Source organism: Bacillus sp. RZ2MS9, assembly GCF_001816185.2.
GTDB lineage: Bacteria > Bacillota > Bacilli > Bacillales > Bacillaceae_G > Bacillus_A > Bacillus_A cereus.
On sequence record NZ_CP049978.1, the window covers coordinates 661,062 to 675,235 of the forward strand.

Genomic DNA, 14,174 nt, shown 5'->3' on the forward strand with positions numbered 1-14,174 from the left:
GCCCGAGCGGCATACAACCTTTTTATTTTAAGACACCACTATACAAAATGCTTACTTCTACTTCAGGTTTGAATTTTACTTTTGCATAATCTTTATTCCAATTTTTTTTCTTCCATAAGTTAGGATGATAAGCGATAAGATGTCTTCCAATACCGAAAGCATCACAATTTGCTTTTTGTAGTTTTTGTGTTATTTTTTTCGCTTCTTTCGTGAGTTGTTTAGAAAGTTCTTTATTTAGTTTTTCTCTATCGTCCATTGTATACATATTATCTCTTGGAGATTCAAGTGCTATAACTTTTAATTGGAGCTTAATGTGAGCATAAACATTTCCTTTTTTATCTGTTGTTATTTTTAAGTCGCGTTTTAATTTTCGATTACTAATCTCCATTGTTAAATAATCAGATGTCTTCTCAGATTCATCACTAGTCAGTTTTTGGGTTATACGGGCACTTGTTCCCATTTTTCCGGTTAATAACACGAATAAAACAGATTGTTGCAAAGGTAAATGCCCAGTTAATTTATCATTGTTAAATAAAGCTAACCCGTTTGTAACTACTTCTTTTCCTTTTATTTTTATAGAAGGAAGGGTAAAGTCTTTACCGGGATCTAACATTTTTGTAGCAGCTGTTTCTAAAGTTTCTTTTGGAAATACACTCATATCTTCTAAGCTTTTCACTTTTTTCTTTAGAAAATCTCCAATTAGTAAATTTCCTATTTTCTTTTTTTTGAGTATCTCCGATGTTTCACCATCTACTGCAATAAGTTTTACTAAAGCAGTTGGGTTTGTTGGATCTCGAAAGCTGACATCTAAATAGGGGAGTATACCCTTTTTTAGAATTTTGGTTCCGAGTAATTGAACACCATATTTAAAATAGCGAATATTCCCAGTCACATTTTTTTTTAGGGCATCGCCTGTATCCATTATGTTATGCCCGGTTGCTGAATATATTTCATTCTCAAATGAAGATTGCTCTCCGCTTGAACTTTTTACGAGCTCGATTGTTTGCTGGAGTTTATTCTCTTCCGTAATATCAGCTCCAACGCTATAAGCTAAACTTGCCTCCCTTAATGGTTCTTGATCCCAACAGCCAGAAAGGAGGGAACTAGTACATAATATTAAAAGTAATTTAACTCTTTTTGGGAACATACTGTTCTCCTTTCTTCTTTCTTATTATTGAATAAAGTAGAAATAAAAGAGGGAGGACAACGATGAAAATATAGGTGAACTTATCAGTGAAAGTTGAAATTACTTTTAATTCTTCAGGTGTATCTATAAATAAGGCTACACTAAAAGCAATAATACCAACGATTGGAACAGCCTTTTTATGATTAGCAAGGTTGAATATATGTCCAATTCCGATTGAAGCAGCGCAGTAATAACTAGCAATAGAAGCGACAACTGTTATCATCCAAATTGGGATGAAGATTAGGTCCGTTCGATCTATAATTCCAATATGCAAGGAGCGTAATAAGTAAGCAACTGGCTCTGGAATAAGCTCAATTTGCTTTGGACTAAATACGATAAAGCAAATCCAAACGGTAAAAGTATAAAAAAGAGTTACAAATCCATTGGCGATAGAAATGGCCTTCAGTTTTGCAATAGAACTCCCATTTACTTTTGGGAAAGCGATAAGAATAATTTCAAAACCATACATGGCTGTAATTGTTTCCTTGGATGCTTGAATTATATTCCACCATCCGGCTTCTGTAATAGGAAAAATATAAGAGAAATCAGCTCGTGAAAGCCCTAGGGCAATTAAAAGAGCCATTGGAATAATGAGAATAGAGGCCATGACATAAAATCGTACGATGACTTTAAATGTGTTATAAGCTACATAACAACAAGCTACTGTACATAATATGAGAATTGCAGACCACGGAGTTGCGTGTAAAACCCATACTTTAATGACGTTACAAGCATTCAACATAACCGTCATACCGATAAGGGTAAAATAAAAAACATAAGAAAAGCCCAATAGTTTTCCTAACTTATTACCAAATAGCATACAAACACTTTTATACATATCTGCATCAGGAAATCGTTTTAAGAAAAGCCACATAAGTAAAATAATAAGTTGAATGGCAAGCCCCGCGATGAGCGCAGAAATCCAACCACCACCTTTTGCTATCGGATGAAGCCGGTTAGGTAGAGATAGTATACCGACCCCAATTTGGCATTGAATAACGAAAAAGGTAAATTGAACAAGTGAAATTTTACTTTGCGTGTTTGTCACCGTCCTCATCCTCTCTCGTTACATGTTGGCGCTGCATTTTTTTCGGTTTTGGATCATGTGGTCTTTCCCAAAATGACCAAATTGGTAGTCTTATGAAAGAATCTTTCATATCTTTAATCCGCATCGGGGCAACAGGAGAAAGATATGGTGTATGAAATGAATGAAGCTGACATAAGTGAACGAAAGTTATAATGAGACCGAATGATATTCCTACATATCCGAATATGGCAGCAAGGAGCATTAATGGAAAACGAAGAATCCGAACTGCTGAACTCATATCGTTTGATGGAACGAGAAAAGATGAGATTGCAGTTAAAGCTACAACGATGATCATTGTGTAAGAAACGAGTCCAGCTTTTACAATTGCATCCCCAATTACTAAACCACCTACAATACCGATTGTTTGTCCAACGCGGCTCGGCAAGCGAATACCAGCTTCTCGTAATAACTCGAAAATTAACTCCATTAAGAGAGCTTCAAAAATAGGAGGAAGCGGTACTTTCTCTAATGAAGCTTTAATCGTATACACAAGTTCGAGCGGTAACACATCAGGATGAAAAGCAACAGTTGCAATATATAAAGCTGGTAAGAGAAAGGCAATTAAAAAACTTACTAAGCGAATCATTCGGACGAAAGAACCGACAATCCAACGGTTATTATAATCATCTGGTGATTGATAGAAAGCAAATAATGTAACAGGAACGATGAGCACTGTTGGATCTCCATCAGATAAAATAGCAACACGCCCTTCCATTAAATTAGCAACAGTTCTATCTGGACGCTCTGTATTTAATTGCTGCGGAAATGGGGAGAAAGACGTGTCCTCTATAAATTCTTGTATGTATCCTGGTGGCATAAGTGCATCCGTTTTAATGGTTTCCAATCTTCTTTTCACTTCTATAACTAAATCGTCATTCGCTATATTTTGCATATAAGTAATTGCCACTTTCGTGTGCATTTCTTCACCGAGTGTAAAATACTTAACAACTAAATTTGGACTCTTAATGAGTTTACGAATAGAGGTTAAATTAGTTGCTAGATCCTCTACAAAACCAGTATGTGGACCGCGCACAACTCCTTCATTATCAGGCTCTGCTATATCTCTCTTTAAAGATAAGGTTGTTTCGAAAATACAAAAACTGTCGACGTGTTCATGAAAATATAAGGATTTACCTTGTAATAAAAGTTGTATCCCATAATTTAAATTCGTTTCTTTTTTCATATTTAACGTAGAAAAAGCTTTATCTAAAGATAAATCTGATCGCGTTAATAATGGCTCAAGGACTAACTGATGAATTAGATTTGGATCTGCTAAAGATTCGATATATAAGATTGCTCCTTTTCCGTTTTGAAAAGGGAGATCTAATTTTTTTATATCATCAGAATGAGAAAGTTTATTTTCAATGTAATTAATGTTCTCCGGAAGTGATGGAAACATATGCTTTTGGTTTTTACTCTCTTGTTGTTCTTTTTGCTCTGTCATAATTTCCACCTCTCTTAAAGTGCAATTGTTTCTGTTAATTTTTGTCGTTTGTGAGAAATTTATGCTTGAATTATTTTAAAAAAAGAGGATTGAAGGTTACGTTACATTGTCTTTTGTGCATTATTCAATTTCATAGCAGTACTTCTAACATTTGTGTCGAATTAAGAAGATATATAGGAGGGATATATATGGAAATAGCTGTAGAACGTGTTTTTACGAAAGAGATTTTAAAAAGAGCAGCGAATTTGTTTCATGTAACAGTGGAAGAAAAGCCACTTGGAGATTTTGAGAATTATATTTTTAAGGCGAAGGGTGATAATGATGAAGATTACGTATTACGTTTAACACATTCTTCTCATCGTTCTAAACAAGAGGTAGAGGCCGAACTAGATTTTTTACGATATGTTGCGGAGAATGGGGCAAAGGTAGCAGGACCTCTTTATTCAACGTCTCGAAATCTCGTAGAAAAAATCGTAGCAGAGGATGGAACGTTCTTTTCCGCTTCTTTATTTACATATGCAAAAGGTGAGCAAGTAAAAGGAGAGGAATCGCCTTATTGGGGCGAGCCTCTCTTTGAAGCATGGGGAAAAGCGATTGGGCAACTGCATCGCCTTACAATGGAATATCCTAAAACAGACTATCGTGATACGTGGGAAGAAGACGAGAGTGGGATTGTTAATGAACTAGAAGATGATCAAGTGAAAAAAATCGCTGCGGTATTAATGGATGAGATAAAGGCTCTTTCAATTGAAAGAGAAACGTTCGGCCTTATGCACGGGGATATTCATCCAGGTAATTTTCATTATGATGGTAAAGAGTTAACAATCTTTGATTTTGATGATGCAGCTTATAATTACTTTATACATGATTTAGCGATGGTTCTTTATTACTCTGTTCTATTTACACCGTGGACAGCAGAAGAGAAGACAGATTTTGCTCGTAAACAGTTACAAGTGTTACGAAAAGGATATGAGTATGAGCACAGGCTGGCGGATAGTTGGTATGACTCGTTGCCACTATTTTTGCGTTTACGTGATATAGGTTTATATGGAACGCTTCAGAAGAAGTTTAAAGGGAAAGATATGCCTGATAACTTCTTGAAATTATCAGAAGAGCTATACGAAAGAATTATTAAAAGAGAAGCAATTGTGAATATATAATACATTTAGTTCAAAACAAAGTATATAAAACAAATATATACTTTGTTTTTTTATACAAAAATATGTTTACTTTATTAAAATAATATTGTCCTAGATTCGGTATGCACTTATAATTTTATATATATTCTGAATATTCTTTATAAAGAAGGAGGGGGAATGTTGGAAACTTTCGTAAATTGGTTAAATAATATTGTTTGGAGTCCAGCACTTGTTTATTTATGTTTAGGAGTAGGTTTATATTTTTCTATTCGAACGAAGTTTTTACAAGTAAGGCACGTAGGAGAAATGGTGAAGCTGACATTTCAAGGAGAAAAATCAGAGGCTGGTGTTTCTTCATTCCAAGCGTTAGCACTTTCGTTATCAGGACGTGTTGGGACAGGGAATATCGCTGGGGTAGCAACAGCGGTTGCATTCGGTGGACCAGGAGCTGTATTTTGGATGTGGGCAGTAGCCTTTTTAGGGGCAGGATCAGCTTATGTAGAATCAACACTCGCGCAAATATATAAGACGAAACATCAAGGGCAGTTTCGTGGTGGACCTGCTTATTACATCGAAAAAGGTCTAGGAGTTAAATGGTATGCTTTAGTATTCGTTGCAGCGACAATTCTTGCAACAGGACTTTTACTACCAGGCGTACAAGCAAATAGTATTGCTGTAAGTTTAGAAACGGCTTTTAGTATTAATACTACCGCATCAGGGGCTATATTAGTTGTCGTATTAGCTCTTATCATTTTCGGTGGAGTAAAGCGAATTGTTAACGTAGCGCAAGTTGTCGTACCTTTTATGGCAATAGGCTATATTTTAGTAGCTTGCGTCATTGTTGCTATGAATATTGAAAAATTGCCAGAAGCATTTATGTTAATTATAAGAAGTGCATTTGCATTAGAAGCTGCTTTCGGCGGTATTATCGGTTTAGCAATCTCTTGGGGGGTAAAACGTGGTATTTATTCCAATGAAGCAGGACAAGGGACTGGACCACACGCAGCAGCAGCAGCCGAAGTATCACATCCAGCTAAGCAAGGTTTAGTGCAAGCATTTTCCGTTTACATTGATACATTATTTGTTTGTTCAGCAACAGCATTTATGATGATTATTACAGGCATGTATAACGTATTTGATGCAAGCGGAAAAAACTTTATCGTTAATAAACTAAATGGTGCTCAGCCAGGACCAGGATATACACAGGCGGCGGTAGAATCTGTTTTCCCTGGATTTGGAAACGGTTTCGTTGCAATCTCGTTATTATTCTTCGCGTTTACAACAATTATGGCGTATTACTACATTGCAGAAACGAATATTGCGTACTTAAATCGTGATAAAGACCGTCCTTGGATGTCTATGGTACTAAAGTTTGTATTTTTAGGAGCTGTATTCTATGGATGTATAAAAACAGCAGCAACGGCTTGGGCTTTAGGCGACATTGGGGTAGGAATTATGGCATGGGTAAATATCATTGCGATTTTACTATTACAAAAACCTGCATTAGTCGCATTAAAGGATTATGAAAAACAGAAAAAAGAAGGAAAAGATCCAGTATTCGATCCAGGGTCATTAGGAATTAAAAATGCTGATTTTTGGGAGCATGAATACGGGAAAGATAAGAAAGAAGAAGTATCTTAACAGAATAGAAATGAAGAAGCAAAGGGGAAACTCTTTGCTTTTTTTTATGGACAAATTGAAGCTAAAAGTTATTTTTGGGACTATTTTTGAATATAAAAAGAATGTACATGCATTGTTAGGGGAAGGGGGAGTATGTTGATAGAATTTCGTAATGTAAATAAATATTATGGTAACTTTCAAGTTTTGAAAAATATTAATGTGCAAGTGAAAAAAGGCGAAGTGGTAGTAGTTGTCGGGCCTTCAGGATCAGGAAAAAGTACATTGCTTCGATGTATAAATCAATTAGAGGCAATTACAGATGGAGAATTAATTGTACAAAATACAGAGGTACACAATAAAAAAACGGACATGAATGAATTGCGGCGAAATATTGGGATGGTCTTTCAACATTTTTATTTATATCCACATAAAACGGTTCTGCAAAATATTACATTAGCACCGATTAAAGTAAATAAAGTTTCCAAAGAAGAAGCAGAGAAAACAGCAATGTTTTATTTAGAGAAAGTAGGAATCCCGGAGAAGGCTAACGTATATCCACATCAATTATCCGGAGGACAACAGCAACGGGTGGCAATTGCTAGAGGACTTGCAATGCAGCCGGAAATTATGCTATTCGATGAGCCTACGTCTGCTCTTGATCCAGAGATGATTGGAGAGGTACTTGATGTTATGAAAGCACTGGCTAAAGAAGGGATGACAATGGTCGTTGTCACGCATGAAATGGGATTTGCTAGAGAGGTAGCAGATAGGATCTTATTTATGGATGATGGTCAAATTATTGAAGATACAACACCGGCGCACTTTTTTGCAAACCCTGAACAAGAAAGAGCCCGTTTATTTTTAAGTCGGGTGCTAAATTATTAGAGGAGGAATTTCATGCTTAAAATGAAAAAATTATTTACTTTAATCGTATTTTCATGTTTATTTGTGCTTGTTGTTGCTGGTTGCGGAAGTAAGAAAGATGAGGCAAAGGAAACAAATACGAAGCAAGGCGGGGCTGTTGAGCAAATTAAGAAACGAGGGAAATTAGTAGTTGGGGTGAAGAATGATACGAATTTATTTGGATTAAAAAATCCTTCAACAGGGCAGGTAGAAGGATTCGATGTTGATGTCGCGAAGGCACTTGCGAAAAAGATTCTTGGAGATGAAAAGAAGCTAGAGCTGAAAGAAGTAACGTCTAAAACACGTATTCCAATGCTGAAAAATGGTGATATTGATGCAATTATTGCAACAATGACAATTACGGAAGAACGCAAAAAAGAAGTGGATTTTTCAGATGTATATTTTAAAGCAGGACAATCGTTACTTGTGAAAAAAGGAAGCAATATTAAGAGTGTCGATGATATAAAACAAGGCGTTAAAGTATTAGCTGTAAAAGGGTCAACATCTACAAATAACATTCGTCAAAAGTCACCAGAAGCGACTGTATTAGAGTTTGAAAATTATAGTGAGGCATTTACAGCGTTAAAGGCAGGTAAAGGTGATGTGTTAACGACAGATAATGCGATCCTTTACGGAATGGCAAAACAAGATTCTAATTATGAAGTAGTAGGAAAAATTTTCACAGATGAACCGTATGGAATTGCAGTGCAAAAAGGGGCAGATGATTTAACGAAAGAGATTAATACTTTAATTAAAGACATGAAAGCAAGCGGAGAGTATGACAAATTATATGAGAAATGGATTGGACAAAAACCAGAAAAGTAGATAGTAAAAGTGAGAGGATGAGAGTACTCATCCTCTTCTTGTAAAGAAAGAGGGGAGAATATGTGCCTGATTTTTCTATATTAACGAATAACATTGATATGTATTTAGAAGGATTTAAATATACAGTTATGTCTAGTGTAATTGCATTGATAGGTAGTTTTATTTTAGGAGTAATTTTGGCAGTAATGCGTATTGCACCTATTCGTATTTTAAATTGGATAGGATCAGCTTTTGTGGAGTTTGTAAGAAATATTCCACTCGTATTAATTGCATTTATATTCTATTTTGCTTTACCTGTAATAGGAATTACTTTAAATGGTTTTGTAGCAGGAACAGTTACGCTTACGGTATATACGGCAGCTTTTATTGCAGAAGTAATTCGCGCTGGTATTTTATCAGTTGCGAAAGGGCAGATGGAAGCTGCTCGCTCTTCAGGGCTAACGTATGTGCAGGCGATGTATTATGTTGTCTTACCCCAAGCAGTGAAAATTGTAATTCCCCCTTTAGGAAACCAGTTTCTCAATTTAGTTAAAAACTCCTCAATACTTGGAATTATTGCTGGTGCTGATTTAATGTATCAAGGAGATTTAATTTCAACGAAGACGTTTGTTACGTTTGATGTTTATATATTTGTCGGGATGTTTTATTTAATATTAACAATTCCGCTCAGTATGCTAGTGCGTTATTTAGAAAAACGCTTAGCAAAGGAGGCGGTGTAAATGGATTTCAAGGGAGCAATTACAGGAGATCATATTCTATTTTTATTAAAAGGATTACTTATAACATTAGAGGTAGCGCTCATAGCAATTGTACTTAGTTTTATTATTGGAAGTGTAATCGGTATATTGCGCTACACGAAAATACCTGTCGTCTCACAAATATTAGGAGTTATAGTTGAAGTGATTCGAAACTTACCACTACTGTTAATTATATTTTTCACGTATTTTGCACTTCCAGAAGCAGGCTTGAAATTAGAAATTATAACAGCTGCAATTGTTGCTTTAACAATATTTGAGGCAGCAATGATATCTGAAATTGTTAGAAGTGGTCTATTGTCTATTGAAAAAGGGCAGGTTGAAGCCGCAAGATCTTCGGGATTAACTTATGTGCAAGCGCTGTGGCATATTATTTTGCCACAAGCATTAAGGAGAATGGTTCCGCCGCTTGTCAGTCAATTTATTTCATTGCTGAAGGATACGTCGCTAGCGGTTGTTATATCACTCCCTGAGCTTATGCATAATGCTCAAATTATTAGCGGGCAAAATGTGAATTACATGATTCCAACATTTATATTAGTAGCTTGTATGTACTTTATCGTAAATTATAGTTTATCAATTTTATCGAGAAGATTAGAACTTCGTTGACTCTTACAATATATGTAAGGGTTTTTTCCTTGTTTCTCCTTATTTTCCTCTAAATAGAATCTAAATCTTGCAATAATTCGATTTTTATATTATTTTATCAGAAAAGTTTTAATTTTATATAGAAAATGTAATCGCTTTCGTGTATATTTTTATTATCAGAAAATTTTAACAAGATATAGGGGTATTGGTAGGGGGAGGATTTAGATGCAGCAACCAACGAATGAGAAATTACATCGCACGATGAAGAGTAGACATTTATTTATGATCGCACTTGGTGGTGTAATCGGAACTGGTTTTTTCTTAGGTTCAGGTTACACTATTAATCAGGCTGGACCAGGGGGAGCCATCCTTTCATATTTAGTAGGCGGATTTATTATGTATTTAACAATGCTTTGTCTTGGAGAGTTAACGGTAGCGATGCCGGTTTCAGGATCTTTCCAAAAGTATGCAACGAAGTTTATTGGACCAGGAACGGGCTTTATGATTGGCTGGTTATACTGGCTTGGCTGGGCAGTAACAGTGGGTCTAGAATTAACGTCAATAGGTTTAATGATGAAAAGATGGTTTCCAAATGTTGATGTTTGGGTATGGTGCCTTGTATTCGGTGTTATTTTATATGCTTCAAACGCAATTTCGGCAAAAAGTTATGCTGAATTAGAATTTTGGTTTTCTAGTATTAAAGTAGTTACCATTCTTGCCTTTGTTGTTCTTGGTGGTAGTGCATTATTAGGGTTTATATCATATGACGGAAAAGAAGCAGCACCTCTTTTCTCTAACTTTGTAAGCGATGGTGGATTATTCCCGAATGGACTAGCTGCCGTATTACTTACGATGATTACAGTTAACTTCTCGTTCCAAGGAACAGAGTTAATCGGGATTGCAGCGGGAGAAAGTGAAAATCCAGAAAAAACAATTCCACGCGCGATCCGTAATACAGTATGGCGCATTATGTTATTCTTCATTTTAACAATGACGATTTTAGTAGGGTTAATTTCTTGGAAAGAAGCTGGCGTAATTGAAAGTCCATTCGTAGTCGTATTTGATAAAATTGGTATTCCGTATGCAGCTGATATTATGAATTTCGTTATTATTACAGCGTTACTATCTGTAGCGAATTCAGGATTATATGCGGCAACTCGTATACTATGGTCACTTGCAAATGAAGGAATGGCACCAAAGTCTTTCCAAAAAGTAAATAAACGTGGTATTCCAATTACAGCGTTAGTTGTAACAATTGCTGTAGCTGCTTTATCTTTATTAACAAGCTTCCTTGCAGAAGATACAGTATACATGTACTTATTATCTATAGCTGGTTTATCAGCTGTTTCAAGTTGGATCATTATTGCTTTATCGCAACTTCGCTTTAGAAGTCAGTATATAAAAGGCGGAGGAAAGTTAGAGGACTTAAAGTATAGAACACCACTATACCCGATTGTTCCAATTTTAGCTTTAATTACAAATAGCATTGTTGTTATTAGTTTAGCGTTTATTCCTGAACAAAGAATGGCGTTATACTGTGGTATTCCATTTATCATTTTCTGCTATATATATTATTATATTAGTAAGAAACGGCAGAAACCGATGAAAGTGGAGATGGAAAAAACAAATGAAACTAACAATCAAACACGATGATATAGAAGCAGATTTATCGTATGGTCAATTAGCGATTGGAAAAGAAAACGGTTATTCACCGTTACAATTACTCGTTTCTTCTATCGCAGGGTGTAGTGCAATTGTCTTTCGAACGATTTTAGAAAAGAAACGTATTCCATACGATACGTTTACAATCGAAACTGAAATTGGTAGAAGTGAAGCGTTATCGAAGCCAGTTGAAAGTGTTCATTTGCACTATAAAATTAAAGCAGAAAACATTACAGAAGAGCAGCTGGACAAGGCGCTGCAACTTGCAGTGAAAAATTGTACGATTGTTCAATCTGTAAAAGATAGTATAAAGGTTACGGAAACAATTGAACTAATAAAATGAAACATAAAAACGTGAGAATACGGCTCTCACGTTTTTATGTTTTTAATAAAGGAAGAAAGTATGATGGAATGTTTAGGTTGTAAATTAGCAAACGAAGAGGAAAAAATATATAAAATATATAAAGATGACTATGTAACTTGCTTTTTAGATCATGCGCCTTTCTACCCAGGACATACTTTAATTGTGCCAAAGCAACATGTTGTAGAAGTAGATGAATTAAATGATGTTGTAGCAAAATCCGTTATGGATGCTTCTAAGCTTATTGCAAAAGCGATTAAGATAGTATATAAACCTGACGGAGTTACAGTTTGTCAAAATGGTGGAGTATTTAACGAGTTAACACATTATCATATGCATATCGTACCAAGATATAAAGAGCGTTCGTTTGCTGAGTTTTATATGGTACAACCAGGAGAAAAGCAGAATCATAACTTGGAAGAGACACAGAATTTGTTAAAAGAAGCGATAGAGCATATGCTGCTTACTGAAAAGGCGTAGCGGTCAGGAAAATTCTAATATTAAAAAGCCCAATTTCTCAGTTAAAATAGAGAAATTGGGCTTTTGTTTATTCTATTATTAAATTTTATACATAAAAAGATTTTGCAGTGTCACAAAGTATAGCGCTTATTCGTTATATAGAGTGAGAGGAGGAATTATATGAAAGTTACAAACAACGATTATGAAAAGATGGAAGAGCTATATGAGTTGTATGAACAAAAGATTTATTATGTAGCGTATTCTATTTTAAATAATATTCAACAGGCTGAAGATGCGGTTCAAGAGACGTTTATTACTCTTTATAAGAACTTGGAAAAGCTCCATAGCTTGGCTACTCAAGAGCTTAAACGCTACATTTTGAGGGTCGCGAAAAACAAGGCGATTGATAGTTACCGGAAAAACAAACGACATGAAACATTTTTAGAAGAATATGAAAGAGAATCTGTAGAAGCAGTAGATGAAAATATTGAAGAGTGGGAAAAACGTAAAATGTCTGAGGTTCAAATTGATGCATTGCTAAAAGAGTTAAACGAATCTAATAGACAGGTGTTTAAGTACAAAGTCTTCTATAACTTAACGTATCAAGAAATTTCAAGTGTCATGGGGATAACCGAGGCAAATGTCCGCAAGCAGTTTGAACGCGCTCGAAAACGAGTCCAAAATATGATAGGAGGTATACAACATGACGAATTCAAAGAACTCCAAAGAAATATATGAACTTGCTGAAAAAATTGCTTTAGATGATTTTGATAAACTTGAAGAACAACATGAATTTTCACATACATATACGCGCAAAAAGAAATTGTTTATGGAGGAAATGAAGCCGCAAAATGGACAACCGCTGAAAAAGCGTAAAAGACATCGTATGTTAATTGCTGCTGCTTGCTTATTGATCGGCATGCCGACAACCGTTTTTGGAGCAGTAAAGGTCTATAATATGATTGTTCAAAAACAAAATTATGAAGTAAATATTTCAGTAACAAATAAGGACTCGAAAAAGGCTGATAAGTGGTATAAGCTGAAAATCGATAAATTACCAGAAAATATGGAAGCAATTGATGACTCTGCTATGAAATATTCCTTTAAAGATAACTACGCAATGGGTGGATTTTCATTCGTTCTTTGGAGAGTAGGAGGGAATTCAGATTTTCCAACTCTGTACTCGAAAAATTATGAAGAAAAAGAGATAAATGGTAAGAAGGCAGTAATTGTCCATAGAGAAAATGGTAATAAAGATTTAATGTTTAATAGAGTAATTTTTCTCTATTTTGAGGAAGAAGGAATTATGTTACAAAGTTATATTGGAAATGATATAAACGAAGAACAAATGATAGATGTGCTAGGGAGCATTTCACTTGAGCCCACGTCAAAAGAAAAGTCATCATATATAAGCGATTATGATAAAAAGTATTTTAGCCAAGAAAGTAAAACAACTAAGGTAATTCCTTTGAAGAAGGATAGCAAACGACTATTTCATATAGGGCAAAAGGCTCCAGTAACGATATCTATGGATAACAGTCAAATTGAATATGTGATAGAAAAAGTTGAAGCCTTTGATTCAATCAAAGATTTTAAACAAGAGAACTTTAATGAAATGGGCTTAGGAATACTAAGCAGGAATCAAGCTTTGGATCAAGCTGGACAATTGATACCATATAGAAGAGATAAATATAAAATTGGAAATGGTAAAGATTCAATTGATCAATTAGTAGAATCAAAATTAATTCATCCTAAATTTGTCTACCTGACAACAAAAGTGAAAAATATAGGTAAACAGGCGACAGAAGAAATCTATATGACTCCATCTATAAAAGTTCTTGAAGATAAAGGAAATGTATGGCAGTATGCTGGGAAAGATGGAATCGCAGAAAAAAATATTATGACAGGCGAAGTTGATTATTTAGAACCTCACGGAGATGGAAAAAGTTTTTACAATATTGGCAGTATCACACCAGGAGAAACGGTAAAAGTTAATTTAGGTTATTTTGTAGATGAAGATAAACTAGACTCAATCTTCCTTGATGCTTTCAATTACAGAGGGATTGGTGACACTGAAAATATGAATTCGAAAAATCGTTGGTGGTTTGATATTCGTCAATAATAAAACAATAGGAACAACAGGAC

General features: G+C 35.1%; 14 protein-coding genes. 11 read left to right on the forward strand and 3 right to left on the reverse strand.

Annotated features, from left to right (window positions below; translation table 11 throughout):
• Positions 1–22: 22 nt before the first annotated feature.
• From BHV55_RS03330 to gerKA, 3 genes are read right to left on the reverse strand one after another with little or no spacing between them, the layout of a single operon-like run.
• Positions 23–1,147: a Ger(x)C family spore germination protein gene (locus tag BHV55_RS03330; protein WP_070758211.1), complete on the reverse strand. Its 1,125-nt coding sequence runs from the start codon at positions 1,145–1,147 to the stop codon at positions 23–25.
• Positions 1,128–2,234 (reverse strand): GerAB/ArcD/ProY family transporter, encoded by a 1,107-nt coding sequence (locus tag BHV55_RS03335; RefSeq protein WP_000185796.1) that lies wholly within the window; start codon positions 2,232–2,234, stop codon positions 1,128–1,130. The genes BHV55_RS03330 and BHV55_RS03335 overlap by 20 nt, the downstream gene beginning before the upstream one ends.
• Entirely contained in the window at positions 2,215–3,717 is a 1,503-nt protein-coding gene (gene gerKA / locus BHV55_RS03340; RefSeq protein ID WP_061655590.1) for a spore germination protein GerKA, read from the reverse strand. Before gerKA ends, BHV55_RS03335 begins: the two co-directional genes overlap by 20 nt.
• A 188-nt stretch (positions 3,718–3,905) precedes the next feature.
• Here gerKA and BHV55_RS03345 point away from each other — a divergent pair, with 188 nt between their 5' ends.
• From BHV55_RS03345 to BHV55_RS03395, 11 genes are all read left to right on the forward strand, one after another.
• Positions 3,906–4,877 (forward strand): phosphotransferase enzyme family protein, encoded by a 972-nt coding sequence (locus tag BHV55_RS03345; RefSeq protein WP_070758209.1) that lies wholly within the window; start codon positions 3,906–3,908, stop codon positions 4,875–4,877.
• A gap of 159 nt (positions 4,878–5,036) precedes the next feature.
• Positions 5,037–6,497 (forward strand): alanine/glycine:cation symporter family protein, encoded by a 1,461-nt coding sequence (locus BHV55_RS03350; RefSeq protein WP_070758207.1) that lies wholly within the window; start codon positions 5,037–5,039, stop codon positions 6,495–6,497.
• A gap of 132 nt (positions 6,498–6,629) precedes the next feature.
• On the forward strand, positions 6,630–7,361 hold the full coding sequence (locus tag BHV55_RS03355) for an amino acid ABC transporter ATP-binding protein (protein WP_070758205.1): 732 nt from the start codon (positions 6,630–6,632) through the stop codon (positions 7,359–7,361).
• Positions 7,362–7,373: 12 nt separating this feature from the next.
• Positions 7,374–8,204 carry a glutamine ABC transporter substrate-binding protein GlnH gene (gene glnH / locus BHV55_RS03360; protein ID WP_000916491.1) on the forward strand — a complete coding sequence of 277 codons (831 nt, stop codon included), beginning with the start codon at positions 7,374–7,376 and terminating at the stop codon, positions 8,202–8,204.
• Between the two features lie 62 nt (positions 8,205–8,266).
• A complete protein-coding gene (locus BHV55_RS03365; RefSeq protein WP_001112667.1) occupies positions 8,267–8,923 on the forward strand; it encodes an amino acid ABC transporter permease in 657 nt (218 codons plus the stop codon).
• The gene (locus BHV55_RS03370; RefSeq protein WP_000345955.1) at positions 8,924–9,568 is read left to right on the forward strand and encodes an amino acid ABC transporter permease; all 645 of its coding nucleotides are present in this window, start codon (positions 8,924–8,926) and stop codon (positions 9,566–9,568) included. It begins immediately after the preceding gene.
• 204 nt (positions 9,569–9,772) lie between these two features.
• Positions 9,773–11,200, forward strand: coding sequence for an amino acid permease (locus tag BHV55_RS03375; protein WP_001187113.1), 1,428 nt, complete (start codon positions 9,773–9,775; stop codon positions 11,198–11,200).
• Complete coding sequence (locus BHV55_RS03380) at positions 11,175–11,552, forward strand: OsmC family protein (RefSeq protein WP_016117157.1); 378 nt, start codon at positions 11,175–11,177, stop codon at positions 11,550–11,552. The genes BHV55_RS03375 and BHV55_RS03380 overlap by 26 nt, the downstream gene beginning before the upstream one ends.
• Positions 11,553–11,615: 63 nt before the next feature.
• Entirely contained in the window at positions 11,616–12,050 is a 435-nt protein-coding gene (locus BHV55_RS03385; RefSeq protein WP_070758203.1) for an HIT family protein, read from the forward strand.
• A gap of 159 nt (positions 12,051–12,209) precedes the next feature.
• A complete protein-coding gene (locus BHV55_RS03390; protein WP_000869272.1) occupies positions 12,210–12,767 on the forward strand; it encodes an RNA polymerase sigma factor in 558 nt (185 codons plus the stop codon).
• Entirely contained in the window at positions 12,733–14,151 is a 1,419-nt protein-coding gene (locus BHV55_RS03395) for a DUF4367 domain-containing protein (RefSeq protein WP_070758200.1), read from the forward strand. Before BHV55_RS03390 ends, BHV55_RS03395 begins: the two co-directional genes overlap by 35 nt.
• Positions 14,152–14,174: the final 23 nt, after the last annotated feature.

Excerpts from the sequence above, each read along its gene's own strand:
- BHV55_RS03370 (WP_000345955.1), top strand. The coding sequence starts at position 8,924 with ATGGATTTCAAGGGAGCAATTACAGGAGATCATATTCTATTTTTATTA.
- gerKA (WP_061655590.1), bottom strand. The coding sequence starts at position 3,717 with ATGACAGAGCAAAAAGAACAACAAGAGAGTAAAAACCAAAAGCATATG.
- BHV55_RS03385 (WP_070758203.1), top strand. The coding sequence starts at position 11,616 with ATGGAATGTTTAGGTTGTAAATTAGCAAACGAAGAGGAAAAAATATAT.
- BHV55_RS03380 (WP_016117157.1), top strand. The coding sequence starts at position 11,175 with ATGAAACTAACAATCAAACACGATGATATAGAAGCAGATTTATCGTAT.
- BHV55_RS03375 (WP_001187113.1), top strand. The coding sequence starts at position 9,773 with ATGCAGCAACCAACGAATGAGAAATTACATCGCACGATGAAGAGTAGA.
- BHV55_RS03330 (WP_070758211.1), bottom strand. The coding sequence starts at position 1,147 with ATGTTCCCAAAAAGAGTTAAATTACTTTTAATATTATGTACTAGTTCC.
- glnH (WP_000916491.1), top strand. The coding sequence starts at position 7,374 with ATGCTTAAAATGAAAAAATTATTTACTTTAATCGTATTTTCATGTTTA.
- BHV55_RS03355 (WP_070758205.1), top strand. The coding sequence starts at position 6,630 with ATGTTGATAGAATTTCGTAATGTAAATAAATATTATGGTAACTTTCAA.
- BHV55_RS03345 (WP_070758209.1), top strand. The coding sequence starts at position 3,906 with ATGGAAATAGCTGTAGAACGTGTTTTTACGAAAGAGATTTTAAAAAGA.
- BHV55_RS03390 (WP_000869272.1), top strand. The coding sequence starts at position 12,210 with ATGAAAGTTACAAACAACGATTATGAAAAGATGGAAGAGCTATATGAG.
- BHV55_RS03395 (WP_070758200.1), top strand. The coding sequence starts at position 12,733 with ATGACGAATTCAAAGAACTCCAAAGAAATATATGAACTTGCTGAAAAA.